Annotated in this window: 20 protein-coding genes; 11 read left to right on the top strand and 9 right to left on the bottom strand. The window is 69.6% G+C overall.

Translation table 11 applies throughout. The annotated features are described in order from the left end of the window. The first annotated feature begins 93 nt into the window (after window positions 1-93). The 7 genes from GVY64_RS02700 to GVY64_RS02670 are packed head-to-tail and all read left to right on the top strand — an operon-like array spanning window position 94 to window position 13,386. On the top strand, window positions 94-6,423 hold the full coding sequence (locus GVY64_RS02700) for a type I polyketide synthase (RefSeq protein ID WP_159838384.1): 6,330 nt from the start codon (window positions 94-96) through the stop codon (window positions 6,421-6,423). Further along, window positions 6,420-7,841 (top strand): aminotransferase class I/II-fold pyridoxal phosphate-dependent enzyme, encoded by a 1,422-nt coding sequence (locus GVY64_RS02695; RefSeq protein ID WP_159838382.1) that lies wholly within the window; start codon window positions 6,420-6,422, stop codon window positions 7,839-7,841. Before GVY64_RS02700 ends, GVY64_RS02695 begins: the two co-directional genes overlap by 4 nt. After that, complete coding sequence (locus GVY64_RS02690) at window positions 7,838-9,850, top strand: CRTAC1 family protein (protein ID WP_201297877.1); 2,013 nt, start codon at window positions 7,838-7,840, stop codon at window positions 9,848-9,850. The genes GVY64_RS02695 and GVY64_RS02690 overlap by 4 nt, the downstream gene beginning before the upstream one ends. Beyond that, complete coding sequence (locus tag GVY64_RS02685; protein ID WP_201297876.1) at window positions 9,847-11,079, top strand: enediyne biosynthesis protein; 1,233 nt, start codon at window positions 9,847-9,849, stop codon at window positions 11,077-11,079. Before GVY64_RS02690 ends, GVY64_RS02685 begins: the two co-directional genes overlap by 4 nt. Beyond that, entirely contained in the window at window positions 11,076-11,570 is a 495-nt protein-coding gene (locus GVY64_RS02680; protein WP_159838380.1) for a flavin reductase family protein, read from the top strand. Before GVY64_RS02685 ends, GVY64_RS02680 begins: the two co-directional genes overlap by 4 nt. A 40-nt stretch (window positions 11,571-11,610) precedes the next feature. After that, window positions 11,611-12,573, top strand: coding sequence for a DUF1702 family protein (locus tag GVY64_RS02675; RefSeq protein WP_159838378.1), 963 nt, complete (start codon window positions 11,611-11,613; stop codon window positions 12,571-12,573). 9 nt (window positions 12,574-12,582) lie between these two features. After that, complete coding sequence (locus GVY64_RS02670) at window positions 12,583-13,386, top strand: SDR family oxidoreductase (protein WP_159838376.1); 804 nt, start codon at window positions 12,583-12,585, stop codon at window positions 13,384-13,386. A gap of 67 nt (window positions 13,387-13,453) precedes the next feature. Here the strand turns inward: GVY64_RS02670 and GVY64_RS02665 are convergent, their stop codons facing one another. Then, window positions 13,454-13,891 (bottom strand): hypothetical protein, encoded by a 438-nt coding sequence (locus GVY64_RS02665; protein ID WP_159838374.1) that lies wholly within the window; start codon window positions 13,889-13,891, stop codon window positions 13,454-13,456. 96 nt (window positions 13,892-13,987) lie between these two features. Between GVY64_RS02665 and GVY64_RS02660 the strand changes: the two genes are divergently transcribed. From GVY64_RS02660 to GVY64_RS02650, 3 genes are all read left to right on the top strand, one after another. Beyond that, the gene (locus GVY64_RS02660; RefSeq protein ID WP_159838372.1) at window positions 13,988-14,557 is read left to right on the top strand and encodes a TetR/AcrR family transcriptional regulator; all 570 of its coding nucleotides are present in this window, start codon (window positions 13,988-13,990) and stop codon (window positions 14,555-14,557) included. An 86-nt stretch (window positions 14,558-14,643) separates the two neighbouring features. Further along, on the top strand, window positions 14,644-15,015 hold the full coding sequence (locus GVY64_RS02655; protein ID WP_159838370.1) for a hypothetical protein: 372 nt from the start codon (window positions 14,644-14,646) through the stop codon (window positions 15,013-15,015). Window positions 15,016-15,156: 141 nt separating this feature from the next. Then, on the top strand, window positions 15,157-15,852 hold the full coding sequence (locus GVY64_RS02650) for a hypothetical protein (protein ID WP_159838368.1): 696 nt from the start codon (window positions 15,157-15,159) through the stop codon (window positions 15,850-15,852). A gap of 70 nt (window positions 15,853-15,922) precedes the next feature. Here the strand turns inward: GVY64_RS02650 and GVY64_RS02645 are convergent, their stop codons facing one another. Together GVY64_RS02645 and GVY64_RS02640 are read right to left on the bottom strand one after the other, a co-directional pair. Beyond that, a complete protein-coding gene (locus tag GVY64_RS02645; RefSeq protein ID WP_159838836.1) occupies window positions 15,923-17,215 on the bottom strand; it encodes an MFS transporter in 1,293 nt (430 codons plus the stop codon). Window positions 17,216-17,501: 286 nt separating this feature from the next. Next, complete coding sequence (locus tag GVY64_RS02640; RefSeq protein ID WP_159838366.1) at window positions 17,502-18,089, bottom strand: TetR/AcrR family transcriptional regulator; 588 nt, start codon at window positions 18,087-18,089, stop codon at window positions 17,502-17,504. A gap of 71 nt (window positions 18,090-18,160) precedes the next feature. Here GVY64_RS02640 and GVY64_RS02635 point away from each other — a divergent pair, with 71 nt between their 5' ends. After that, window positions 18,161-18,880, top strand: coding sequence for an SDR family oxidoreductase (locus GVY64_RS02635; protein WP_159838364.1), 720 nt, complete (start codon window positions 18,161-18,163; stop codon window positions 18,878-18,880). A gap of 8 nt (window positions 18,881-18,888) precedes the next feature. Here GVY64_RS02635 and GVY64_RS02630 read toward each other — a convergent pair whose 3' ends face one another. The 6 genes from GVY64_RS02630 to GVY64_RS02605 all read right to left on the bottom strand — a co-directional run bounded on the left by GVY64_RS02630 (window position 18,889) and on the right by GVY64_RS02605 (window position 25,962). After that, window positions 18,889-19,653, bottom strand: coding sequence for a 3-oxoacyl-ACP reductase (locus GVY64_RS02630; RefSeq protein ID WP_159838363.1), 765 nt, complete (start codon window positions 19,651-19,653; stop codon window positions 18,889-18,891). Window positions 19,654-19,679: 26 nt separating this feature from the next. After that, the gene (locus GVY64_RS02625; protein ID WP_159838361.1) at window positions 19,680-21,041 is read right to left on the bottom strand and encodes an aldehyde dehydrogenase family protein; all 1,362 of its coding nucleotides are present in this window, start codon (window positions 21,039-21,041) and stop codon (window positions 19,680-19,682) included. Continuing rightward, window positions 21,038-21,784 (bottom strand): gamma-glutamyl-gamma-aminobutyrate hydrolase family protein, encoded by a 747-nt coding sequence (locus GVY64_RS02620; protein WP_236566569.1) that lies wholly within the window; start codon window positions 21,782-21,784, stop codon window positions 21,038-21,040. Before GVY64_RS02620 ends, GVY64_RS02625 begins: the two co-directional genes overlap by 4 nt. Next, window positions 21,765-23,129 carry a glutamine synthetase family protein gene (locus tag GVY64_RS02615; RefSeq protein ID WP_201297875.1) on the bottom strand — a complete coding sequence of 455 codons (1,365 nt, stop codon included), beginning with the start codon at window positions 23,127-23,129 and terminating at the stop codon, window positions 21,765-21,767. The genes GVY64_RS02620 and GVY64_RS02615 overlap by 20 nt, the downstream gene beginning before the upstream one ends. 144 nt (window positions 23,130-23,273) lie before the next feature. Continuing rightward, window positions 23,274-24,662 (bottom strand): lipase family protein, encoded by a 1,389-nt coding sequence (locus tag GVY64_RS02610; RefSeq protein ID WP_159838357.1) that lies wholly within the window; start codon window positions 24,660-24,662, stop codon window positions 23,274-23,276. Window positions 24,663-24,828: 166 nt separating this feature from the next. Then, the gene (locus GVY64_RS02605; protein ID WP_159838355.1) at window positions 24,829-25,962 is read right to left on the bottom strand and encodes an esterase/lipase family protein; all 1,134 of its coding nucleotides are present in this window, start codon (window positions 25,960-25,962) and stop codon (window positions 24,829-24,831) included. Window positions 25,963-26,228: the final 266 nt, after the last annotated feature.

Raw genomic sequence — 26,228 nt, 5'->3', positions numbered from 1 at the left:
GGCGTCGCGCTTCCGGTTGTCTCCACGCTGTTTCGACGACGTCGGCGAGAAACCGCCGACATTTTCGAATACCTGAGCATCAGGGGATTTTTCATGCCCAATGTAGCAATTGTCGGTATCGGCTGCCGTTTTCCGGGCGGCATCGACGGACCGGACTCGTTCTGGGATCTCGTCGTGCACAAGGGCGACGGGATCGTGGAAGTACCGGCGGACCGCTGGAACCTGGCGAAGTTCTACGACCCGGACCCGGACGCGCCGGGCCGGATGTACACCAGGCACGGCGGATTCCTGACCCAGCCGCTGTGGGAATTCGACGCCGAGTTCTTCGGCATCTCCCAGCGCGAGGCGTCGATCATGGATCCGCAGCAGCGGCTGCTGCTGGAGGTCGCCTGGGAGGCGCTGGACGACGCGGGGATGGCGGGCCGGGTCGGCGGCCGGGAGGTCGGCGTGTTCGTCGGCGGCTTCATGAACGACAACGCGTTGGTGCGCAGCGGCTCGGTGTCGCGGGCCTCGATCAACAGCCATAGCCCGACCAGTTCGTCGCACACACTGCTGTCGGCCCGCATCGCGTTCCTGCTCGATCTGCTCGGGCCCACCATGACCATCGACACCGCCTGCTCGTCTTCCCTGGTCGCGCTGCACCAAGCGGTGCTCGCGCTGGAATCGGGCGAGTGCGAGACGGCGATCGTCGGCGGCGCCAACGCGATGCTGCGGCCGGAAGCGTTCATCTCCATGTGCAAAGGCCGGTTCCTCGCGGTCGACGGCCGGTGCAAGTCCTTCGACGCCGCCGCCGACGGCTACGGCCGTGGCGAGGGCGCGGGCGCGGTGGTGCTCAAGCAGCTGGACGCGGCGGTGCGGGATCGGGACCGGATCTACGCGGTGGTGCGGGGCAGCGGCGTCAACCAGGACGGCCGCACGCTCGCCATCCCGGTGCCCAACCCTGTCGCACAGGAGGCCCTGGCCCGGCGGGTGCGCCTGCTGGCGGGCATCGACGCGCGCGACATCCGCTACGTGGAGGCGCACGGCACCGGCACGCCGGTCGGCGATCCGCTCGAATTGGCCGCGCTGGGCGCGGTGTACGGGGCCGTCGAGGGCCGCGACGAGCCGCTGCCGGTCGGCTCGGTGAAGAACAACATCGGGCACACCGAAGCCGCCGCGGGCGTCGCGGGCGTCATCAAAGCCGCGCTGACCTTGCACCACGGCGTCATCGCACCGCAACTGCGGCTGGACAATCCGAACCCCGAGATCGATTTCGACGAACTGCGGGTACGCATTCCGCTGGCGACCGAACCGCTGCCGAACGACGACGGCCGGGCCGCGGTGGCGGTCAACAGCTTCGGGTACGGCGGCACCAACGCCCACGCGATCCTCACTCGCGCACCGGAAGTGCCCGCGCCCGCCGCGGAGTCCGCGCGCGGGCCGATCACCGTGCTGCCGCTGTCGGCCCGCAACGAGACCGCGTTGCGCACGATGGCCACCCAGCTGCACGACCTCACCGAGGCCACCCCCGTCGAGGCGGTGACCGAGGCGGCCTGGGTGCAGCGCGCGCACCATCCGCTCCGCGCCGCCTTCGCCTACCGTGACGCCGAGGATCTGCGCACTCAGCTCGCCGATTTCGCCGCGGGCTCGGGCAAGTCGCCCGCCCGGGCGCTCACCGACGGTTCCACCCAGCCGGTGTTCGTGTTCAGCGGCATGGGCCCGCAGTGGTGGGGCATGGCCCGCGGCCTGCTCGAGGCAGGCGGGCATTTCGCGGCCGCCGCGCGGGCGATCGACGAGGTCTTCCGCGAGATCGCGGGCTGGTCGATCGTCGAGGAACTCCTGCGCCCCGAAGCGGAATCGCGGATCACCAGCACCGCCTACGCGCAACCGGCGAACTTCCTGGTCCAAGCCGCGCTGGTGGCCGAACTCGCCGAACTCGGCATCCACCCCGTCGCGGTGGTCGGCCACAGCGTCGGCGAAGTCGCCTCGGCCTATGTCTCGGGCTCGCTGTCGCTGCGCGACGCGCTGCTGGTGAGCTACCACCGCGCGCGGTTGCAGGCCACTACCGCGGGCACCGGCGGCATGCTGGCGGTCGGACTGCCGGAGGAACAGCTGCGCGAGCGCCTGGCCGGTGTGCCCGGCGTCTGCGTCGCGGCGATCAACAGCCACTCCGCGGCGACACTGTCCGGCGACCTGGCCGAATTGGACCGCATCAGGGAAGAACTCACCGAAGAAGGCGTGTTCGCCAAGGCCCTGCGCGTCGAAGTGCCCTATCACAGCCACCTGATGGACCCCATCCTCGGCGATCTCACCGCGGCGCTGGCCGACCTCGCGCCGCGACCCGCGCGGGTGCCGATCTGGTCCACCGTCACCGGTGGTGAACTGTCCGGCCCCGAGTGGGACGCCGAGTACTGGTGCCGCAACGTGCGCGAGCCGGTGGCGTTCGGCGCGGCCGTGGACAGCCTGCTCGACGCCGGGCACCGCGTCTTCCTGGAGGTCGGCCCGCATCCGGTGCTCAGCGGCAACATCAAGGAGGCGTTCGTGCGCCGCGGCCTCGACGGCGCGGCGATCAGCACCCTGGCCCGCAACGCCGACGACCGGGACAACCTGCTGCGCGCGGTGGGCGAGCTGTACCAGGTGGGCGGGTTGGACACCACGCACGCGCCCGGCGCGCCGGAAACCCCCGCCGCGCACCTGGATCTGCCCCGCTACCCGTGGCAGCGACGCAGGCTCTGGATCGAGGACCCCGCGATCGAGGCGGATCGCGTCGGCGCCGTCGACGGCTACGTCATGCTCGGGCAGCGCACCGCGGCCTCCGCGCCGGAGTGGGAGGTCGAGCTGTCCGTGGCCGCGTTGCCGTGGCTGCCCGATCACGTGGTGGACGGGTCGGTCGTGCTTCCGGGCGCGGCCTATCTGGACGCCGCGCTCAGCGCCGCCGCGGTGCGGACCGGCCGCGCCACCTTCGGGCTGGAGTCGGTGCAGTTCGTCGCGCCGCTGGTGATCGCACGGCATGACGTGCCGGTCCTGCGCCTCACGGTCGAGGAGACCACCCACCGGTTCACCTTGCGCTCGCGCGCCGCCACCGCGACCACCTGGACGGTCAACGCGTACGGCAGGCTGATCGAGGCGGACGTCGACGCGCGCACCGTCGACCTCACTCCGGCGGCGGACGCGGTGGACGTGACCGCGGCGACCCTCTACGACGGCCTCGCCGCCCACGGCCTGGCCTACGGTCCGAGCTTCCGGCTGATCACCGACGCTCGCGTCGGGGCCGACTCCGTCCTGGCCCGGCTGGATCTGAGGCCGCTGTCGGGCAGCGCGCCGAGCCTGCCGCATCTGGCCCACCCCGCCGCGGTCGACGCCGCGCTGCAGTGCTTCGCCGCCCTGTACGCCCAGACCGCGCCCGGCGCGAGCGTCGTCGTGCCGTCCTCGGTCGCGGGGGTGCGCTGGACCGGGCCGCTGCCCGAGCAGGCGGTCGTGCTGGTCCGCCGGGTGGACGGCGATCCGCTGGGCGCTGACATCACCGTCGCCTCGCCGGAAGGCGCTGTCGCACTGAGCCTTTCGGGTGTCCGGTTCGCCAGGCTGGCTGCCGAGCCGGACCTGCACGACCAGCTCGACGACCTGTTCTACGAGCCGGTGTGGTCGATCGTCGACGACATCGCGACCGCCGACGAACCCGCGGGCGGCGAAGAGTTCCTGCTCGTGGTCAGCCTGGGCAGCACCGTCTCCCAGCGCGCGAAGGAGATCGCCAGCGCCCGTGCCTCCTCGGAGATCCTCACCCTGGACCCGGAGGAGGCCGGCGCCTCGGATCGCGTCCTCGCGGCGCTGCGCGCAGCGCAGCAGCGGCCCGGGACGACGCGCGGCCGCCTCGTCGTGGTGTCGGGCGCCGAGCTGGACGCCGTGCCCAACGCCTACGGGCTCGCCCTGGTCGCGAAGGCGGTCGGCGAGCTGGTGGTCGGCGAGGAGAACGACGACGCCCCGGTGGCCGAGGTACGTGCGGTGGTGGTCACCGAGCAGGCGTTCTGCCTGCCGGTCGACGCCTTCGCGCATCCGGCGCAGGCCGCGCTCACCGGCGCGCGGCGAACGCTGCGCAACGAGCAACCCGCCGTGCAGTGGCGGCTGGTCGACACCGAACCGGCCACGCGCGCCGCCGACATCGTCGAGCAGGTGTTCGGCGACGGACGGGCCGACGAGGTCGCGTTGCGAGCGGGCGCGTGCTGGGCGCTGCACCTGCGCAAGTCCCTGCGGGAGCATCTGGCGGTCTGGGACGAGGCCGCGCCGCTGACCGACCCGGAAAGTTCGTTCCGCCTGGAGATTCCGCGATCCCGGCTGTTGTCGGATCTGGCCTGGCGCGCGGTCGATCGCGTGCCGCCGGGCCCCGGCGAGGTCGAGATCCGGATGGACGCGGTGGGCCTCAACTACAAGGACGCGCTCAAGGTGCTCGGCGTGCTCACCGAAAAGGAGCTTGCCGGAACGTACTTCGGCACCGACCTGGGGATGGACGGGTTCGGCGTCGTCGAGCGGGTCGGTCCCGGGGTGACCGAGGTCGCCGTCGGCGACGAGATGTCGGTGTGCGCCAGGGACCTGGTCCGCAGGCATGTCACCCTCCGGCCGGACGAGGGCGCCACGATGCCCCTGAACTATCCGGACACCGAACTCGACCCGTGCCACTCCAGCTCGGTGCTGCCCTTTCTGACCGCCGAATTCGCCTTCGGCGAGCTCGCCCACCTGCACGCGGGTGAGACGGTGCTGGTGCACGGCGCGGCGGGCGGCATGGGCATGGCCGCGGTCCAGGTGGCGGTGCGCCTCGGCGCGCGGGTGATCGCGACGGCGGGCTCGGAGGAGCGCCGTGCGGTGGCCGCCGCGGCGGGGGCGCACGAGGTGGTCAACTCGCGGTCGATCAGCTTCGTCGACGAGGTGCTCGCGCTCACCGGCGGACGCGGCGTCGACGTGGTCTACAACTCCTCCCCCGGCGAGATCCTCCAGCAGAATCTGCGGGTGGCCGCCGAGTTCGGCCGGATCATCGAGATCGGCAAGGCGGACATCTACGGCGGTGGCGCGATCGACCTGCGCCCGTTCGACCGGAACCTGTCGTTCTTCGCCGTGGACATGGACCGCGCCTTGGCCGTGCGCCCCGAACTGGTCCGTCGCGCGGCACGCCGGGCGATGGACGCGCTGAACGACGGCACCTACGACTATCTGCCCTACACCGCCTTCCCGATGACTTCGACCGCCGAAGCGTTCGAGACCGTGGTGCGGTCCAAGCAGATCGGCCGCGTGGTCCTCGACCTGCGCGAACCGGAACCGACCGTGCTGGGCAAGCGGCCGGGTCTGCCGATCGATCCGGAGGCCAGCTACTTGGTCACCGGCGGCTTCGGCGCGTTCGGACTGGCCACCGCGCGCTGGCTGGCGCGGATCGGCGCACGGCGCCTGGTGCTGGCCGGGCGCAGCGGCGCCACCGGGGACGCGGCTCGCGCGGCGGTCGCCGAAATCGCCGCCCGCGGTGTGGAAGTGGTCGAAGAACGCCTGGATATGGCCGATTACGACGCCGTCGCCGCGCTGGTCGAGCGCATCCGAGCGAGCGGGCACCCGCTGCGCGGGGTGTTCCACGCGGCCGGTGTGGTGAACAACCTCGAGGTACCGCAGATCACCGCCGAGTCGTTGACGGAGATCTTCGGGCCCAAGGTCGCCGGAGCGGTCAACCTGGACACCGCCGTCACCGCCGCGGACATCGAGCTGGACATGTTCGTGCTGTTCTCCTCGGCGAGCAGCATCGTCGGCATCTCACCCCAATTCGGCTACGCGGCAGCCAATTCCGTCCTGGACATGATCGCCGCCGCCCGCCGGGCCCGCGGCGCCGCCGCGCTCGCGGTGAACTGGGGCTTCATGAGCGGTGGCGGCGGCATGGCCGACTACGAGGCGGTCAGCCGGTACGCCGAGATGACCGGCTACCGCTCGGTGGACATGGACGTGGCCACCGATCTGCTGGGCGAATGCCTGCGGCTGAACCTGCCGCAGATCGTGCTGTTCGACGTGGACTGGAGCCAGTGGGCACTGGCGCACCGCCCGTCCACCCGCACGCCGCGTTTCGCCGAGCAGGTGGCGGCCGCGGGCGGCGGCGCGGCGGGTGCGGGCGCGCTGCGGGCGGAGATTCTCCAGCTGGGCGTCGACCAGCGCGGCGAGGTGGTGGCCTACCTGCTCGCCGAGCAGCTCGCGGCGGTGCTCGGCGTCGACGCCGAGACGATCGACCTGAACACCCCGCTGCCCGAACTCGGCATGGATTCGCTGATGGGCATGGAGTTCGGCGCTCGCGTCGTGCAGGTGCTCGGCACCCAGCTGTCGGTGCTCGCCGTGATCGGACTGACGTTGCGCGGGCTCGGCGCGCGAATTGCCGAGCAGATTGCCCAGGAAGAAGAGCGCGCGGCGAGGAGCGAGGACGAATGACCGGCAACAACAGAGAACTGGCCCGCGCACTGCTGGCCAGGCACGCGAGCGGCGAGCCCGGCGCCACTCCGGCGGCGGCCGACGGCGCGCGGGCCGCGAACGGCTCCGCCGCCGCGGCCACCGCACCCGGCAACAGCGCGTCACGCGGCGTCGCTCACACGTCCTTCCGTGACCACCCCGGCGTACTCGAGGCCGGACAGCGGTTCGGGCGGTTCGACACCTGGGTCAACCAGGTCGGCCTGGTCAACCCCTACTACCTGCCGCACGAAGGCGTCAGCGGCGCGGTGACCCGCATGGCCGACCGGGATGTGGTGAATTTCAGCAGCTTCGGCTATCTGGACCTGGCCGCCGACCCGCGGGTGCGGCAGGCGGCCAAGGACGCGATCGACCAGTACGGCACCTCCGCCGCCGCGGTCCGGATCGTGGCGGGCGAACTGCCGATCTATCGCGAGCTGGAAGCCGAGATCGCCCGCCGCTACGACACCGAGGCGGCACTGGTGACCGCGAGCGGCTACCTCACCAATGCCGCCGCGGTCGGATTCCTGCTCGGCAAGCGTGATCTCGCGGTCTGCGACGCGCTCATCCACCACAGCGTGGTCTCCGGCACGGAGTGGTCGCGCTGCAAGCGAGTCTCGTTCCGGCACAACGACCCCGAGTCGCTCGAGACGATTCTCAAGATGTCGCGGCGCAGCTTCGACCGGGCCATGGTGATCATCGAGGGCCTCTACAGCATGGACGGCGACGTGGTCCGACTGCCCGAGATCATCGAGGTGGCCCGACGCTACGACTGCTCGATCATGATCGACGAAGCGCATTCCTTCGGCACGCTCGGCGCGACCGGGCACGGCGTGCGCGAGCTGTTCGACCTGCCCGGCGACGCCGTGGACGTCTGGATGGGCACCCTGTCCAAGGCGCTCGGCAGCGTCGGCGGCTATCTCGCGGGCAACCGGGAACTGGTCGACGGATTCAAATACGTCGCAGGCGGTTTGAGCATGTACACCGCCGCGCCGGCCCCGTCGGCCATCGGCGCCGCCCTGGCCGGGCTCGAGGTCCTGCGCGACGAGCCGGAACGGGTGACCCGGTTGCGGCACAACAGCGAGTACTTCCACCGCCGCGCCGAGGAATACGGCTTCGACATCGGCACCTCGGAGGGTTCGCCGATCATCCCGGTCATGACCGGCGCCGACGAACCGGCGGTACTGGCGGCGCTGGCCATGCTGCAGCGCGGTTTCAGCGTGAACGCCATCACCCACCCGGTCGTCCCGGCCGGGGAGGCAAGGCTGCGGTTCTTCATCAACTGCAGGCACACCGAGCAGCACATGGACCAGGCGCTGGCCACGCTGCGCGAGGTGCTCGACGGACTCGCGGACACCGCGGGAAAGCAATTCACACTCGCCCATGAGGAGCAGCACTCGTGAAAATTCCCATCAACCGATCCCTCCTCCGAAAAGCGGTGGTGCCCGGGGTGGCCCTGCTGCTGATGGGCTCGCTGTTCATCCCCGCGCGGTCGGCGCTGCTGCCCACCTACGACGAAGCGGGCGGGCCGATCGCGAGCAAGTTCGACTTCACCGCGATGCCGATCGCCCTGCCCAAGGGCCTGCCGACCGATCGCAAGATCCGCGAGCTGCGCGAGCCGTACAAGCACCTGTCGGCCTGGATCTCCTCGGTCGGCGCGGCCATCGCGATGAACGATTTCGACGGCAACCGGCTGGCCGACGACCTGTGTGTGGTCGACCCCCGCTCCGATACGGCGTTCATCACGCCGACGCCGGACAGCAACACCGGCCGGTACGAGCCGTTCGTGCTCGATCCGAAACCGCTGCCCGCCGACGCGTCCACCGTTCCGTCGGGCTGCATCCCCGGCGACTTCAACGGTGACGGCCGGCTGGACGCCCTGGTGTCGTACTACGGCCGCACGCCGATCCTGTACCTGCAGCGCGCCAACGCGACCCGTTTGGACGCCAAGGCGTTCCGCCCGGTCGACCTGGTCCCCTCCCCGAACACCCCGGACGGGCACTACGAGGGCGAGCGCTGGATCACCGCGGCGGTCTCGGTGTCCGACTTCGACGGTGACGGCAAGCCGGACATCTACCTGGGTCAGTACTTCGACGACATGGACGTGCTCTCCAAGGAGGGCCAGCTCGCGCTGTGGATGACCGACTCGCTGTCCAACGCGCGCAACGGTGGCAAGGACCGGATCTTCACCCTGGCCTCCGCCAAGGCGGGCGACGAGCCGACCGCCGACTACCGTGAGGTGGCCAACCCGTTCCCGATCGGCATGGACACCGGGTGGGCGCTGGCCGCCGCCGCGTCCGACCTGAACGGCGACCAGCTGCCGGAGTTGTACGTGGCCAATGACTTCGGGCGCGACCGCCTGTTCGTCAACAAGTCCACGCCGGGACAGATCCGCTTCGGCTTCGCCGAGGGCGAGCGCGGCATCGTCGAGCCGAAGTCGTATGTGCTCGGCCATGATTCGGACAAGGGCATGGCGGCGGACTTCGGTGACCTGAACGGCGACGGCTTGCCGGACCTGTTCGTCAGCAACATCGCGGTGCGCTTCGCGCTGATGGAAGGTCACTTCGCGTTCTACAACACCGCCAAGGACACCACCGACGCGGCACGTCAGCTCGCCGAGGGCGTCGCGCCGTTCAAGAACCGCGCGACCGACGTCGGGCTGGCCTGGGAGACCTGGGGCTGGGACGCCAAGATCGACGACTTCGACAACGACGGTCGCAACGAGGTGGTCCAGGCCACCGGCATGATCAAGGGCGATACCAACCGGTGGCCGCAGATCCAGGAACTCGGCACCATGAACGACAACCTCACCAAGTACCCGTGGTCGTGGCCGATCATCGGCGAGGACTCGGATCTGGCGGGCAGCGATCCGGTCGGCTTCTTCAGCCGCGGTGACGACGGCAAGTTCGCCAACCTCACCCACGCCCTCGGCATGGACACCCCGGTGCCCTCGCGCGGCATCGCGGTCGGCGACACGTCCGGCAACGGCGCGCTGAGTTTCGCCGTCGCCCGCCAATGGGGCGACCCGACCTTCTATCACAACAACAAGGCGAACAACGGCCAGTTCCTCGGCCTCAAGCTGTTCCGACAGGCCTGGGAGGGCACCGCGACCGCGAACACCATCGCCGGTCTTCCCACGCAGGGCGTTCCGGCGGTGGACGCCCAGGTCGAGGTCCGCACGCCGGACGGCCGGTTGCTCACCAGTCACCTCGACGGCGGCAGCGGGCACACCGGCAAGCGCGCCACCGAGGTGCACATCGGACTCGGCGACGTCGACCCGGCCGCCCCGTTGCACGTCACGCTTCGCTGGCGGGAGACCAACGGCGCCCCGCACGAACAATCCCTCCAGCTCGCGCCGGGCTGGCACACCGTGAACCTCGCCTCGGACGCGCAGGAGGTCAAGCAGCGATGAGCGACAACGACAAGAAGGATCCGGGCGAGGCGACAGCCGCCTCGAACGGCCACCACGAAACCTCGGCGGCCGACGGCAACGGCAGCATCGTCCACGGCACATCCGCGGTCGACGACACGGCCCAGGAGGACAGAGCCGTCGCCACGGCCGGCAACGGGAACGGGAACGGGACGAGCGTGACCGCGTCGGAACGTATCTCGGCGGTCCAGCGCTCGGGCACCGAATTCGCCAAGGAATGGGTGGAGAAGCCCGCCGCGACGAAGGATCCGCGCTATCTGGCGCTGCGCAACTTCGCCATCTCGATCACCATCTTCAATCTGATCGGGTTCCCGCTGCTCGGCTTCGAGCAGCCGTTCCTCTGGCCGTTCATCGCGCTGGCCACCGCCTATTCCACCGAGATCGGGCTGGAAGTCCTGGCGGCTTGGGCGTACAAGCGGCCGCCCGCATTCCGGGGCCGGGGGCCGCGCGGGCTGTTCGAGTTCCTGCTGCCCGCGCACATCACGGGTCTGGCGTTCAACTTCCTGACCTTCGCGCACGACAAACTGTGGCCGGTGATCTTCGGCATCGTCGTCGCCGTCGGCACGAAGTGGGTGCTGCGCGCCAAGATCAACGGCAAGATGCGCCACTTCATGAACCCGTCGAACTTCGGTGTGGTGGTGTGCTTCCTGGTGTTCCCGATGATCGCGGTGGCCCCGCCCTACCACTTCACCGAATACATCACCGGCCCGGCGGACGCGCTCATCGTGCTCGGCCTGCTGATGACCGGCACGATGCTCAACGCCAAGCTGACGCTGAAGATGCCGCTGATCATGGCGTGGGTGGGCGCGTTCGCGCTGCAGGCCATCGTGCGCGGGCTCATCGAGCCGAACATCTCGATCCTGGCCGGCCTGAGCATGATGACGGGCCTGGCGTTCGTGCTGTTCACCAACTACATGGTCACCGACCCGGGCACCACCCCGTCGGGCAAGAAGCAGCAGATCATGTTCGGCGCCTCGGTGGGCATCATGTACGGCGTCGTCACCGCGCTGCACATCTCCTACGGGTTGTTCATCGCACTGGTCATCGTCTGCGGCGCTCGCGGCGTCTACTGGTGGGTCCGCGGGATCGCGGAATGGTGGCAGCAACGCGGCACGGCACCGGAGGCGGCGCAGCAGCCCGTGGTGGCCGACGACCTGGAGGCCGACATAGCGCGCGAACCCGAGCCTGCGAAGGAGGCTGCCCGCTCATGACCGACCGCGCCGAGCTGCGCCGCGTGCTCGGCGCGTTCACCACCGGTGTCACCGTGGTCACCACCGGGTCGCCACGGCCGCACGGCATGACCGCCAACGCGTTCACGTCCGTCTCGCTGGATCCCCCGCTGATCCTGGTGTGCGTCGCCCACACGGCGCGCCTGCATCGGGCGATCCACGAGGCGGGCGCGTTCGCCGTGTCGGTGCTGTCGGTCGACCAGGAGCCGGTGGCCCGGTACTTCGCCGACTCCGCGCGCCCCGACGGCGACGCGCAATTCGACCGGGTCGAGTGGTTTCCCGGTCCGCACACCGCGGCGCCGATGCTGGCGAACGCGGCCGCGGGCCTGGAATGCAAGCTCGACAACGTCTTCGACAGCGGCGACCACAGCATCGTCGTCGGCGAAGTTCTGCACGCCGAACGCGACGCCCGACTGGCCGCCGAGGGAGCGCTGACGTTCTTCGACGGCGGTTTTCGCCGCTTCATCCTGTGACGACGCCCCCAAAAGACTCCTCTGACGATTGGAGAATCACATGCCCTCGCCGTTGGGTCCGCTGCGCGCGGCCCTTTTCGTTCCCAGTCCGGCCAGTGTTCGCTCGGTGCTGAGCAAATTCGAGCAGCCCGACCAGCACACCGCGCTCGAACTCGAGCAGGTGACCATGCATCTGGTCGGCGGCATCGACTCCGCGGTCCGCAGCTCGGACAACGACGAGCTGATCGCCACACTGCTGCAGGTCCCGCCGAAGTACCGCGGGTTCGCCTACGAAGGCGCGGCCGTCGGCCTCACCGCGATCGACTCCCTCTCCCCCGGCCGGCGCGCGGCCGACCTGATCGAGGGTCCGGCCCGCGACTACGCGCTGACCATGTACGTCGGGGTCGGACTCGCGATGGCGAAGATCCCGAAGCTCCGGTGGAAGAAGCTGTTCCCGCAACACCCGCTGTTCCGCTGGCTGGCCATCGACGGTTACGGCTTCTACAAGGCGTTCTTCCAGATGCAGCGCTACGTGCGCGACAAGCACGTCGAGACCCGCTATCCCGGCTGGCTCGGCGACCGCGACAACCTGAAGCGCATCGCCGATCAGGGTATGGGCCGTGCGCTGTGGTTCATCGGCGGGGGCAGCCCGGCCGGGGTCGTGCGGCTGATCGGCGAGTTCGAGCCGCAGCGGCACGCGGATCTGTGGAGCGGCGTCGGCATCGCCGTCACCTTCGCGGGCGGCGTGGAACCGGCGGCGATGGAGGAACTCTGGGACGCCGCCGATGCGTTCCGGCCGCAGCTGTCGCTGGGGTCGGCCATGGTCGCCCGCATCCGGCAGCAGACCAACAGCGTCAACGAGCACAGCGAGGCCGCGGCGCAGGTCTTCTGCGGCGCGGGCGTGGCCGAGACCGACGCGCTGATCGAGAGCTCGCTCGACGGCCTGCCCGACGACGGCAGCTCCGGCACCTACCTGCTGTGGCGGGACCGTATCGCCGAGATCGTCACCGCGAGCCGAGCCTGAGCCGCCGCGATGGGACGGGTCGAGGACTGGGTCGGCAAGCACGTCGTCGTCACCGGCGGATCGGAAGGGATCGGCGCCGCGGTGGCGGAGGCTTTCGCGCGGCGCGGCGCGCAGGTCTCGATCATCGCGCGCCGTGAGCTACCGTTGCGCGACACCGCGAAACGGCTGGGCGTGGACTGCGCCGCCGCGGACGTGACGCGGCCGGACCAACTCGCCTCGGCCATCTCGGAATTGGAGCAGCGCAACGGGCCGTGCGAGGTCATCGCCTGTTGTGCGGGTCTCGCGCTGCCCGGGCGGTTCCTCGAGGTGGACGCCGATGAGTTCGAGGTGCAGATGTCGGCGAACTATCTCGGCGCGGTGTACGCCGTGCGGCAGGTGCTGCCCGGCATGGTGCGGCGGGGCGGCGGCAAGATCCTGCTGGTCAGTTCGACGTCGGCGTTCCTCGGAATCACCGGCTACACCGCCTACGGGCCGACCAAGGCGAGCATCCGGCAGTTGGCGTTGTGCCTGCGCTATGAAGTCGAGCCGAAGGGCGTGGACGTCACGGTGATCTATCCGGCCGACACCGACACACCGGGGCTGGCCATGGAGAACCAGCGAAAACCGGTGGAGACAAAGGCCATCACCGGGTCCATCGAGCCGATGTCGGCCCAGCGGGTCGCCGAAGCCGCCGTACGGGGCTTGGCACGCGGACGCCACCACATCGCGCTCGACCCGCTGACGCGGTTCTTCCTGGCCTGGGCGAACCTGCCCGAGGACCTCGCGCGGCCGTTCATGCGTCGCACCATCGCGAAGGCGCTGCGCGGCAACTGAACGTCGACCGCGCGAAAGGCCCGCTCGCACATCGAATTACGATGTGCGAGCGGGTCTTTTGCCGTACTCAGCCGGCGATGACGACCACACAGGCCGCGATGAAGAGCAGCTGCACCAGTGCCCGCAGCGGCAGCGGCATGGTCTTGATGCCCAGTTCGGCGCGGGCGGCGCGGACGTTCGCCGGGAACAGCGCCACCAGCAGCGCGATCAGGCAGGCCGCGGCCAGGTCCGCGGTGGCCGGGATCAGTACGCCCGCCGCACCCGCCAGTTCCAGCACGCCGGTCAGCGTCACCAGCGCGGCGGCGTTCGGCAGCCGCGGCGGCACCATGGCGATCAGGGCGTCGCGGCGCGGCTGGAGGAAGTGCGCGCTCGACGTGAGCACGAGCATCGCGGCCAGCCCGAGTGCGGCCGCGTGCGCCCACGAATCGAACCAACCGTGACCGATCAGCCACCCGGCGAGCCGGGCGAGTGCGGTGACGGCGACGAGGACAACCAGCGGTGCCATCGGGATCTCCTGTGCATCGAGCGAATCTTGACAGTGGAAAGATTAGGCACTCGGCGCGAACTTGTCAATGTCTAGATTATCGGTCACCATCGAGGTATGGCTAAGGACGGCTACCACCACGGAGATCTCCGCGCGGCCCTGCTGAGCGCGGCCGCCGAGCGGATCGCCGCCGACGGCGTCGACGCACTATCGCTGCGCAACCTGGCGCGGCACGCGGGCGTCTCGCACGCCGCGCCCGCCCACCACTTCGGCGACCGCGCGGGACTGCTCACCGCGTTGGCCACCGAGGGCTTCGAGCTGCTGGCCGCGCAGCTCGCCGGGGCCGGAGAGGATTTCCGCGAGGTCGCGGTGGCCTACATTCGCTTCGCCCGCGAGCACCCCGGACACTTCGACGTGATGTTCCGCCACAGTCTCTTGCACCCGGACGACGCGGCGTTGCGCGTCGCCCGGGAACGTTCCGCGACGGCCCTGCGCGCCGGTGTCTCGGACATCCGGCCGGGCGACAGCCACGACCGGCAGCAGGCGACTCAGCTCGCCGCATGGTCGCTGGTGCACGGCTTCGCTTCGCTGTGGCGCGAAGGGGCACTGCATAATTCATCACTGGCCGCCGAATCCGATCCGGAGGTCTTGGCCCGCAAGATGTTGTCCACCATCCGGTTCGACTGACCGGAAACCCGCTTGCGCCGAGCCGCCACCGTGCTATCCAGAGACCCGGAAGGAGCGGGCGGCCATCCCCCGGCCGCCATCGACACATGGACATCCACGCCTACCCGACCGAGGCGACCACACCGGTGGACCTGACCGAGGCGCACCGGATCGCCGACCACCATCTCGCCAACGGCGACTACGCCGACCGCGGAATCGCCTACCAGCTCACCGAATTCGACACCTGCTTCGTCGCCGTCGCCACCTTCCCCCGCCCGCCGCACGCCGAGCCGGACAGCCCGCTGGTGGTGGTCGGCGGTTCCGTCTGCGTCATCGACAAACCCACCGGCGCGATCTCCTACTGGCCGACCTACCCGGCCGACCTGGTGGCCGATCAGTACGCGACCGCTCTGCGAGACGGCCGCCTGATCATCGAGGACAGCTGGCCCGAAGACGACGAGCCACCCGCCGCTACCTGAGCCCCCGTCGCACGTGCCGGAGTAATTGCGGCCATTGACAATTGGAGATCAGCACACCAGCATGATCAACGGCACCGCCCAATGGCCAGATCAGGCAAACGTCGAGCTTTCGAAACCGATGCGGCTACAGGAGGCAGCTCCATGGGGGACAACGAGCCCGACGCGGACACACGCGAGACAGAGCAACCCCGGCAGCAGGACCCCGCCGAGCGCAAGAGCTGGGTTCGTCGTCACTCCGGGACGATTCTCACCACATTGCTGTTCCCCATCATCTCCGGGTTGATCGTCTTGGGGGTGGAGAAGTTCACCGATGACGACGCCTCCGCCGCGTCGACCTCGACGCCGGCTCAGCAGACCACCCGCAGCGCCGCCCCGGACGACCGCGCACCCTCGTCCGTTTCCTCCGCCGCACCGACGACATCGGCGACCGCTTCGCCGAACGATGTCCGATGGACCGGCACGATCAACCTCACCTATCTGGATTTGGACTCCGTCCCGCCCCGCGTGCTGACCAGCAACAATGGCGCCAGCGCATGGGTCAGTTACGACCGCAATGCTTCCGGTGGGTTCGACAAAGCCACCCTGTACGGACTCGGCGGCGGCTTCTTCACGACGAAGCCCACCCTCGCCCTGTGGACCACCCCGGCCGAACCCACCCGGCAGCAATGCTCCGACCTCGTCGCCACCCAGGGCGCCGAAACCCTCCCGGTCACCAAGGACAGCGCCTACTGCGTCAAAACCGCCGCAGGCCGCACCGCTTTCCTCACCGGCATCTCCGTCGACAACGCAATCCACGCCTACACGGCCTCGGTAACCGTCTGGTCCGCCACGCAGTAGACGACATCCCCAGCCGCACCCATCGGGAAGTCCAGGCACGACGGTGGTGTCGCGGGCGGTTGGCCGCGGTTCAGAACGCGGGTTGTGCGGGCAGATCCGGGTCGGAGGCAGGGTTGTCCTGGGCAGGTTCGCCCGCGTCGGGGACTTCGGTGCCGCGCAGTGAGGTGCCTGCGGTTTCGCGCAAGTAGTTCCAGGCGAGCAGGCCGATCAGGGACGCGCCGACCATGTAGACGGCGGGGAACAGCGACCAGCCGGTGGTCTGGATGACGGCCTCGTTGATCAGCGGGGCGGTGCCGCCGAAGATCGCGGTGGAGACGTTGTAGGCCAGCGCGAAGCCCGCGTACCGCACATGCGTCGGGAAGATGGCCGGGAAGGTGGAGCTGATGGTGGACAGCTGCGGCACGTACAGCAGGCCGAGCACGATGAAGCCGATGATGGCCCACACGGTCCCCTGCCCCATCAGCCAGTACATCGGCACCGCGAGCACAGCGAGACCCATCAGGGAGAACAACCACATCGGGCGGCGGCCGACACTGTCGGACAGTCGGCCGAAGAAGGGCAGCACCACCATCATCACCAACTGGCCGATCAGCATCATCGCTGTGGTCGCCGACTCGCCCATGCCGATGGTGTTCTGCAGATAGGTGGGCTGGTAGGTCAGCAGCGTGTAGTTCACCACGTTGAGCGCGACCACCAGTCCGGCCAGCGTGAGCGTCTCGCGCCGGTAGGTGGTCAGCACCTCGCGCAGGCCGCCGGGCGGATGCTTGTGCTCGGCGACCTCGGTGAACACCGGGCTCTCGGCCAGCCTGGCCCGCAGGTACCAGCCGGTCAGGCCGAGCGGTATGGCGATCAGGAACGGGATGCGCCAGCCCCATTCGTGCATGGTGTCCGAGCCGAGCGCGAGCTGGCAGGCCAGCACTGTCGCGGAACCGCCGACGAAGCCGGCGAGCGTGCCGAACTCCAGGAAACTGCCGAGGAAGCCGCGTTTGCGGTCGGTGGCGCATTCGGCGAGATACGTTGCCGCGCCGCCGTATTCGCCTCCGGTGGAGAAGCCCTGCACCACACGCAGCAGGATGAGCAGGATCGGAGCCAGCACACCGACGGACGCGTGGGTGGGCAGCACGCCGATGGCTCCCGTGGCGGCCGCCATGAGCAGGATGGTGGTGGCCAGCACGGCTTTCCGGCCGATCCGGTCACCGAGCGGCCCCCACACCATGCCGCCGAGCGGCCGGAGGACGAAGGAGACGGCGAAGCCGAGCATGGTGCCGAGCGTGCCCAGTTCGCCGGGGAAGAAGGCGTCGGTCAGGTATGTCGCCGTGGCGGCGTAGACGCCGTAGTCGAACCATTCGGTCGCGTTGCCCATGGCGGAGGCCGCCACGGAACGCCGCAGCGGGAAACTCTCGGATGTTCGGTCGGTCACGTGCACGTCCTCTCCAGTCCGTCCACGGACCTCGGTTCGTTCCACCTCCGGTCCGAGAACCGAAGGTGTGGCACGAAACAGACCGATACCCAGGATTCCAGCCCGGCAAACAGGCGCACAGCCGAGAACACGCAAGGAAGTCCACTGCGACCTGCCACTACTTGAACAATTGTGATGCCGGTCACATCAGATGGCGGAGGCGCTGAAAAGTGCCATCGAGCGCCGAGCTTCACCCCCGCCCGAGCATGGCGGCGACCGCGGCTGCGACCTCCCGCGCCAGCCCGCCGTCGACCGGGGCGTGCCGACTCAACAGCCGGTACCACATGGCCCCGAACGCGAAATCCACCACGAGGTCCAAGGGCACCGTCTCGGCGAACTCACCGTTGTCCACACCGCGCCGCAGCAATGTACGCAGCACCGCACGGCGTGGGCCGATCACAGTTTCCTGCAAGCGCTTCGAGAGTTCGGGATCACGCTGGGCATCGGCCATCAACCCGACCAGCGCCTGCCCCGTCAGCCTGCGCGTGAGTTCATATGTCGCGGTGAGCAAAGCTTCGATCTCCGCGAGCACGGCGGCGGACTCGGCATGCACGCGCAGCGCAGGGTCCTGCTCCGCGAGCCCCGCGAGCGCCTCCATGAGCACCGCGGCCTTGTCCGGCCACCAGCGGTACACGGTCTGCCTGCCCACGCCCGCCGCGTCGGCGATCGCCTTGATGGTCAGGTCCTGATAGCCGTCGCGTTCGCACAGCTCCAGCGCCACGCGCAGGATCGCGCGCCTGGCGTCCTCACTGCGCGGCCGGCCGCGTGTTCCGGTCATGCCGCCACTTTACAAGACACAGTGCCTCGTTTATATTTCGAGACACTGAGCATCGAAAATAGGAGGCTGTCGTGCGCAACCGAGTCGTCATCGTCGGCGGGACATCGGGCATCGGCCTGGCCACGGCGCGTAGGCTTGCGGCCCACGAATGCGACGTGGTCATCGCCGGTCGGGACGCGGACCGGCTCGCGGCCGCGCTCGCCGAGGCCGGCGAGAACGTCACCGGCCGGACCGTCGACGCGCGGGACGAGGCGGCACTGGCCCGGTTCTTCACCGAACTCGGGCCGATCGACCACGTGGTGGTGACCGTGACCGGCCCGTCGGGCACGGCACCGTTCCGCGAACTGGAACTCGACCACCTGCGCGGGCACGTCGAGGGCAAGCTGCTCGCGCACACTGCCGCGATGCAGGCGGCGCTGCCGCATCTGGCGGAGGGCGGGTCGATCACCTTGGTGTCGGCGGCGTCGGCGGGCGGTTCGATGCCCGCCACCGCGGCACTGGCCGCGGTGAATTCCGCGGTGGAGGCGATGGTTCCGGTGCTGGCCGCCGAGCTGGCACCTCTGCGGGTGAACGCGGTGTCCCCCGGCGTGATCGACACCGAGTGGTGGAGCTTCCTACCCGACGACGCGCGCGCCGAAGTCTTCGACTCGATCGCCGCGACCACGCCGGTGGGCCGCGTCGGCACCGCCGACGACGTGGCCCACGCGATCGAATTCCTGGTGGGGAATTCGTTCACGACCGGGATCGTGGTGCGCGTCGACGGCGGCGCACGATGGGGAGCGCCGAACTAGGGCGCGGTCTACAGCGGCGTCACGTACGCGCCCGCGATGCCACCGTCCACCAGGAATTGCGACGCGGTGATGAACGAGGAATCGTCGCTGGCGAGGAACGCGACGGCGGCGGCGATCTCCTCGGGTTCGGCGAACCGGCCGAGCGGAACGTGCACCAGACGCCGCGCGGCCCGCTCGGGATCCTTGGCGAACAGTTCCTGGAGCAAGGGCGTGTTGACCGGACCGGGGCACAGCGCGTTCACCCGAATGCCACTGCGGGCGAACTGCACTCCGAGTTCCCGGCTCATCGCCAGCACACCGCCTTTGGAGGCGGTGTAGGAAATCTGCGAAGTCGCCGCGCCCAGCACCGCCACGAACGAGGCGGTGTTGATCACCGAGCCCTTGCCGCGCTCGAGCATGTGCCCGATGGCGTACTTGCTGCACAGGTACACCGACGTCAGATTGACCTCCTGGACGCGCCGCCACGCGTCGATGCCGGTGGTCAGGATCGAATCGTCCTCCGGCGGGGAGATGCCCGCGTTGTTGAACGCGATGTCCAGCCCGCCGTAGGCGTCGACCGCGGTCTGGAACAGGGCCTCGACCTGGGCTTCGTCGGTCACGTCCACCTGGACGTACCGGCCGCCGACCTCCTTGGCGGCCGCCTCGCCGGTCCCCGCATCGATGTCCGCGACCACCACTTTCGCCCCCTCCGCCGCGAAGCGACGGACCGTGGCCAGACCGATACCGCTCCCGCCGCCGGTGACGACGGCGACTCGATCCTGTAAGCGCTGCAAGGTATCTCCTGTCGGATATGCGGGTATCACTGCGTGGCGAGGAAGACGTTCTTGGTCTCGGTGAAGGCGAGCGCGGCATCCGGCCCGAGTTCGCGCCCCAGCCCGGACTGCTTGAACCCGCCGAACGGCGTCCAATACCGCACGGAGGAATGCGAGTTCACCGACAGGTTGCCCGCCTCCACGCCGCGGGCCACGCGCAGCGCCCGGCCGACATCACGGGTCCAGATCGAACCGGACAGACCGTAATTCGTGTCGTTGGCGATGCGCAGCGCGTCGGCCTCGTCGTCGAACGGCAGCACGGCGACCACCGGGCCGAACACCTCCTCGGTGAGCACCCGGTCGGTGGGCGCGCCGGGCAGCACCACGGTCGGGGGGTACCAGAATCCGGGCCCCTCGGGCATGCTTCCGGTGAACGCCACCTCGGTCGAAGGCTGCACGAACGCGGCCACCCGCTCCCGGTGCGCCGCCGAGATGAGCGGACCCATCTCGGTGGCTTCGTCGGACGGGTCGCCCACCCGCACGCCCTGCACCGCAGGTTCCAGCAGTTCGAGGAAACGGTCGAAGACACTGCGCTGCACCAGGATCCGCGACCGGGCGCAGCAGTCCTGCCCGGCGTTGTCGAAGACGCCGGAGGGCGCGGTGGCCGCCGCCTGCTCCAGGTCGGCGTCGGCGAACACGATGTTCGCGCTCTTGCCGCCCAGTTCCAGCGTCACCCGCTTCACCTGCCGTGCGCAGCCCGCCATGATCTGCGTGCCCACTTCGGTGGAACCGGTGAACACCACCTTGCGAACGACCGGGTGGGTGACGAAGCGCTGCCCCACCACGGATCCCTTTCCGGGCAGCACCTGGAACACGTCCTCGGGCAGTCCCGCCTCGAGCGCGAGTTCGCCGAGCCGCAAGGCGGTCAGCGGGGTGACCTCGGCGGGCTTCAGCACCACCGTGTTGCCCGCGGCGAGCGCGGGCGCGAAGCCCCACGCGGCGATCGGCATCGGGAAGTTCCACGGCACGATCACCCCGACGACGCCGAGCGGCTCGTGGAAGGTGATGTCGACCCCGCCCGCGACCGGAATCTGCTGTCCCAGCAGTCGTTCCGGCATCCCGGCCGCGTAGTGCAGGACGTCGCGGACGTTGCCCGCCTCCCAGCGCGCGTTGCCGATGGTGTGCCCGGCGTTGGCGACCTCGAGCCGAGCGAGGTGCTCCAGGTCCGAGTCGACCGCCTCGGCGAACCGGCGCAGCAAGCGTGCCCGGTCTCCCGGCGCCACTTCGCGCCAGGCGGCCGAGGCACGCTGCGCGCGGGCGATGGCCGCGTCGGTCTCCGCTTCCCCGGCGAGTTCGACGGTGGTGACCACCTGTTCGGTCGCCGGGTTGACCACCTGCGCTGTCGTCACCGGTCGCGCTCCCTTCGATAGGTGTCCGCCGCCTCGACCAGCGCCCGGATCAATCGGCGATCGGTGGCGTCGGCCTCCGGATGCCACTGCACGCCGACCAGGAACGATCCGTCGGTGGACTCCACGGCCTCGATGGTGCCGTCGGCGGCGTACGCGGTGGCGGCCAGGCCCTCCGCGAGCCGATCGATGGCCTGATGATGGTGGCAGTGCACTTTCAGTTCCGGACCGGCCGAGCGGGCGATCCGGCTGCCCGCGATGGTCAGCACCCGGGTGGCGGTGAATCCGCCCTCGACGCCGGAGTGCTCCTCGTGACCGACGACGTCGGGCAGGTGCGGGATCAACGTGCCGCCGAGCGCCACGTTCGCCAGTTGCAGCCCGCGGCACACCGCGACTATGGGCATGTCCGCCGCCCGTGCCAGCTCGAACAGACCGAACTCCGATTCGTCCCGATCCGGCCTGGTGTAGCCGGGTATCCCGGACGACGGGCCGCCGTAGCGGACCGGATCGACGTCCGCGCCGCCGGTCAGCACCAATCCGTCGAGCCGCCGCACCAACTCCGGACGCGCGACGCCCGCGGGCGGCAGCAACACGGGGATACCGCCCGCGGCGGCCACCATCTCGACATAGGCGTGCGGCAGGACCGCGCCCGGCAGGTCCCAGGCGTTGAAGCGGACCTGTTCCACGTAGGTGGGCAGGCCGATCACGGGACGGGCTCCCGCGACCTCAGAGTCGTTCGAAACCACGGATACGCTCCCAGTCGGTGACCGCGGCGTCATAGGCGTCCAGCTCGACCCGCGCCGCGTTGCGGTAGTGCTCCACTACATCATCACCGAAGGCCGCGCGGGCCACCGTGCTGTCGCCGAACAGCTGGGCCGCCTCGCGCAGCGTCCGCGGCACCCGAGGGCGCTCGGAGCGGTAGGCGTTGCCGTGGAATTCCGGCTCCAGCGGCAGCCCGCGATCGATACCGTGCAGTCCCGCCGCGATGAGGGCGGCCACGGCCAGGTACGGGTTCACGTCGCCGCCGGGCACCCGGTTCTCGAATCGCAGCGAATGGTCCTCGCCGACCACGCGGACGGCGCAGGTCCGGTTGTCGCGGCCCCACGCGATCGCGGTCGGCGCGAAGCTCCCGGTGACGAATCGCTTGTAGGAGTTGATGTTCGGCGCCAGCAGGTAGGTGAACTCGCGCAGGCAGTCCAGCTGGCCCGCGATGAACTGCCGCATCAGCGCCGACATGCCGTCCGCGCCGTCGCCCGCGAAGACGGGCGCTCCCGAGTCATCGCGCAGACTCAAGTGGATGTGACAGGAATTCCCCTCGCGCTCATTGTATTTCGCCATGAACGTGAGACTGCGCCCTTCCTGGGCGGCGATCTCCTTCGCACCGGTCTTGTAGATGCTGTGGTTGTCGCAGGTGACCAGTGCTTCGTCGTACCGGAACGCGATCTCGTGCTGGCCGGGGTTGCATTCGCCTTTGGCCGACTCGACATACATTCCCGCGCCGTCCATCTCCTTGCGGATGCGGCGCAACAACGGTTCGATCCGCCCGGTGCCGAGCATCGAGTAGTCGACGTTGTACTGGTTGGCCGGTGTCAGTCCGCGGTAGCCGGCGTTCCAGGCGGCCTCGTAGCTGTCGTCGAACACCAGGAATTCGAGTTCGGTCCCGACGAACGCGCGCAGGCCGCGCTCGGCCAACCGGTCCAGCTGCCTGCGCAGCACCTGGCGCGGCGAGGCGGGCACGGGCCGCCCCTCCGGCACCACGTGCTCGACGTCGCACAACACGAGCGCCGTGCCCGGCCACCACGGTGTCGTCCGCAGGGTGCGCAGATCCGGCCGCAGCACGACGTCCCCGTACCCGGTCTCCCAGGACGACAGCGCGTATCCGTCGACGGTGGTCATATCCACGTCCACCGCGAGCAGGTATCCGCACGCCTCGGTGGCGTGCTGGACCACCTCGTCCAGAAAATATCGTGCTGCGCAGCGTTTGCCTTGCAGTCGCCCCTGCATATCGGTCATGGCGACCAGCACCGTGTCGATCTCACCCGTGTCGACCCGGTCCCGCAATTGCGCCACACTCAACATCCCGCTACGCATCCACGACCCCTCTCGGCACCAACCGTGCTCACGCTAGAGCAAAACGGACACCTTTGCGGTGCGACACCCGAATCTCGTGGGAACCCCGGGACGGTGTGCGATCGGGCCAGCTCAGACGGCCCCTCGGCGGCCGCGCAGCAGGGGTCAGGACAAGGGATTGCGAAGGGCGGCGGAAAGGATGGCCAGGCGGCGCGGGCGGGGCCGCGACAGCGCGGGCGGGCGCGGCGCGCGGATCGGCCGTCCGAGCCACATGCGGACAAGCAAGGCCGCGAAACCCAGGTGGCCGCGCAACGCCGGACCGGCGAAGGCGAGCGACCACCGCGTCTGCGTGCCGGCCGCGGGCAACTCGCGTCCGGCGAAGCGGCCGGCGAGCCAGTCGACCATGACCGGCAGCGCCAGGAACTGCAACAGCAGATGGGTGCTGAGCCGGTCGCGCAGGTAGCGCACGTGCACGCCCGCGTCCACGTAGCGCGCGACGTGGCCGTCCACGTCGGCGACCGCGATCACCTCGTCGTACACGCCTTGCAGCACCAGCATGGGCATGGCTGGCGCGCGGCGGCCCGGGTGGATGTCGTCGAGGATCCGTTGCAACCCGTCCTGGGCGATCATCGCGGCGAGCCCCGCGCCGCTGTGCTTGTCGATGTCGCGCCGGGCGAAGCGATACAGCAGCGGGAACGTCGCGGTGGTCTCGGTCTCGGCCAGCCAGCCCAGATACCGCGCGTCCAGGTGGGCGCGCAGCATGCGGTCCAGGTCCGGATACCCGCGGCGCAGCCCGGCGGTGAAGACGGCCGCGAATCCCGCGAACAGCGTGCCGTTGAGCCGGACGAAGGCGGCGGCCGGATCACCCACCGGCGAGCCTGCGACCGCGCCGACCACGTTCAGCTCCGGCGCGTACTCGGCGGCCGCCTCCGCGGCCCACGCGGTGGCCAATCCCCCGCCCGAATAACCCCACAGCGCGACCGGCGTGGCCGGTTCCAGCCCGAGCGGGACGAACGCGAGAGCGGCGCGAACCGCGTCCAGCGCGCGATATCCCGGCTCCCTGGCCACGCCGAACCGGCCGGCGGTCCCCCCGTGATCCGGCACCGACACCGCCCAGCCCCGGGCCAGGGCGCTGGCGATCAACGGCAGCTCGAGCTGGGGAATCGACCCCGCCGCCCGCGCCCCGCGCCGCAGTGCGTAGGAGGGAAGACATTTCGACGCCACCGCGTCGATCGCGCACTGGAACGAGACCAGCGGGCGCGGCTCGGCCGGATCCGCGCCCCACGGCAGCAGCACGGTGGTCACCGCCACCTCGGGCACACCATCCAGGTCACAGGTGCGGTAGAGCAACTGCCACGCCGAAATACGCTGCGGCACAAGACCGAAGAAGCCGATCTCCACGGTGCGCGTGCGGACGATCGCACCGGGGCGCAAGCGTCCGACCGCGGACGGCGGCACGTAGAAGGGATCGCCGTCCGGCAGCAGCGGCCGATGCGCGAACACGTCCGGATCGGGCGGCACCGGACCGCCGTCCCACTCGGGCTCCACACTCATCCGGTTCTCCCTTTCCGACGGCACGGCCGTGACGACGGGCACCGTCGGGCCGGGACGGCGCGCGATGCCCGTATTCCACCCAAGCAATGTCGTGGCCGGAAAAGAATTGTCCCCGGCACCAATTCGACGCTCGCGGATTCTCGCTTCGATGCAGTGACAACGAGGCTCAGAAGCCGCCGTTTCCGCCGATCATCCACGGATTGAAGGTGCATTCCAGCGCCGGATGTCCGACCGGATCCAGCGCGTGCAGCACGATCGAAGCCGCGCGTGGCGAGTACATCATCGTGAGGTGATCGGACATATCCTGCTCGCACCCGTCCTGCAGCGTGACGTTGTCCACCGTTGCGTCCGGACCCGCCTGCAAGAACGTCCATTGATACGGGTTGGTGATCTCGTCGTGCCGCGAACCGATGGCCGTGTAGGCGACGCCGGGCACCGTGTCGCCCTGCGCATTCAAACCGGCGTAGAACGGCGAGCCCGCCGCCTGCTGGATATTCGCGATGCCGACCAGCGGCTCGTAGAACCCGAGGATATTCACGCCGAGGTTGTTGATGATCCGGCCGAGTGTCGCGATGCCCAGCAGCGAGGTGCCGTGATGGGTGGCGCCCAAACTCACCAGTTCGCCCACTTTGCCCTGGCCGCCGTCGAATTTCAGATAGTGGTTGGCGATCGTGCCGCCTTGGGAGTGCCCGACGATGTCCACGGTCTGCGCTCCCGTCGCGGCCAGCACCCGGTCGACGAAGTCCCGCAGCTGCCCCGCCGAGTCCTCCATCGGCCCGACGCCGAAGCGCCCTGGCAGGATCGGTCCCAGGCCGCCGCCCTCCAGCAGGCCGGATCGCCCGTAGTTGAAGGCGAACACGCAGAATCCGGCGCGCGCCAAGCGCGGCGACAGGGCGGCGAAGGTGTCGTAGGCGTTGAGCCAAGTGCCGTGCAGCAACACCACCGGACGCGGGTGTTCGGCGGTCGGCGTGCAGTTCCAGCGGTTCGCGCCGGGCGGAGCCGCGTCGGGATGGGTGAGTCCGTAGGCGAAGGCGGCGAGATAGGCCGACATCTCCGGGCCTTCGCCGGACGCGTCGGAGGCGACGCTGGTCGCCCATCCCGACGAACTGCCGGTGTCCACGATCGCGCGCGGCTGCCTGCCGTCCGGCGCGGGCGTCAAGCCGGCGGTGATGTACTCGGCGAGGGCCTGCTGTGTCGGTTCGATCTCCGCCTGCGCGGCTCCACCGCCGAGCGCGGTCGCCATTGTCAGGCCCGCGATCACCGCTGCCCCCATGATCGCCCGTCGAGCGTTGTGCGTCATTGCCAACATCCTGTTCACTTCCATTCGCGCCGAACGAACGCGGCAGGCGGTGAAATCGTCGCACCGTCACGAAATGTTCTCCGCGCCACATTTGGAGACAGATGTGATCAGGGCCATATGCGCCGGCCGCTTTCCGAATGTAGAGCGCTCGCCGTAGCAATGTCACTGCACCTCGAGGAGAAGATTTCCACCGGGATTTTGGCGTGCGAGCCAAAATTCGCGCGGCCGCGCCGGCGACCTTGCCCCGGGATTCTGTGGTCGGAAAC

Source organism: Nocardia sp. CY41, from assembly GCF_009829325.1.
Lineage (GTDB): Bacteria > Actinomycetota > Actinomycetes > Mycobacteriales > Mycobacteriaceae > Nocardia.
This window is presented reverse-complemented; position numbering and strand designations above follow the sequence as displayed.

Coding starts and splice junctions, on each gene's coding strand:
- GVY64_RS02700 (WP_159838384.1), top strand. CDS start 94: ATGCCCAATGTAGCAATTGTCGGTATCGGCTGCCGTTTTCCGGGCGGC.
- GVY64_RS02695 (WP_159838382.1), top strand. CDS start 6,420: ATGACCGGCAACAACAGAGAACTGGCCCGCGCACTGCTGGCCAGGCAC.
- GVY64_RS02685 (WP_201297876.1), top strand. CDS start 9,847: ATGAGCGACAACGACAAGAAGGATCCGGGCGAGGCGACAGCCGCCTCG.
- GVY64_RS02680 (WP_159838380.1), top strand. CDS start 11,076: ATGACCGACCGCGCCGAGCTGCGCCGCGTGCTCGGCGCGTTCACCACC.
- GVY64_RS02675 (WP_159838378.1), top strand. CDS start 11,611: ATGCCCTCGCCGTTGGGTCCGCTGCGCGCGGCCCTTTTCGTTCCCAGT.
- GVY64_RS02670 (WP_159838376.1), top strand. CDS start 12,583: ATGGGACGGGTCGAGGACTGGGTCGGCAAGCACGTCGTCGTCACCGGC.
- GVY64_RS02665 (WP_159838374.1), bottom strand. CDS start 13,891: ATGGCACCGCTGGTTGTCCTCGTCGCCGTCACCGCACTCGCCCGGCTC.
- GVY64_RS02660 (WP_159838372.1), top strand. CDS start 13,988: ATGGCTAAGGACGGCTACCACCACGGAGATCTCCGCGCGGCCCTGCTG.
- GVY64_RS02655 (WP_159838370.1), top strand. CDS start 14,644: ATGGACATCCACGCCTACCCGACCGAGGCGACCACACCGGTGGACCTG.
- GVY64_RS02650 (WP_159838368.1), top strand. CDS start 15,157: ATGGGGGACAACGAGCCCGACGCGGACACACGCGAGACAGAGCAACCC.
- GVY64_RS02645 (WP_159838836.1), bottom strand. CDS start 17,215: ATGGGCAACGCGACCGAATGGTTCGACTACGGCGTCTACGCCGCCACG.
- GVY64_RS02640 (WP_159838366.1), bottom strand. CDS start 18,089: ATGACCGGAACACGCGGCCGGCCGCGCAGTGAGGACGCCAGGCGCGCG.
- GVY64_RS02615 (WP_201297875.1), bottom strand. CDS start 23,129: ATGCGTAGCGGGATGTTGAGTGTGGCGCAATTGCGGGACCGGGTCGAC.
- GVY64_RS02610 (WP_159838357.1), bottom strand. CDS start 24,662: ATGAGTGTGGAGCCCGAGTGGGACGGCGGTCCGGTGCCGCCCGATCCG.
- GVY64_RS02605 (WP_159838355.1), bottom strand. CDS start 25,962: ATGACGCACAACGCTCGACGGGCGATCATGGGGGCAGCGGTGATCGCG.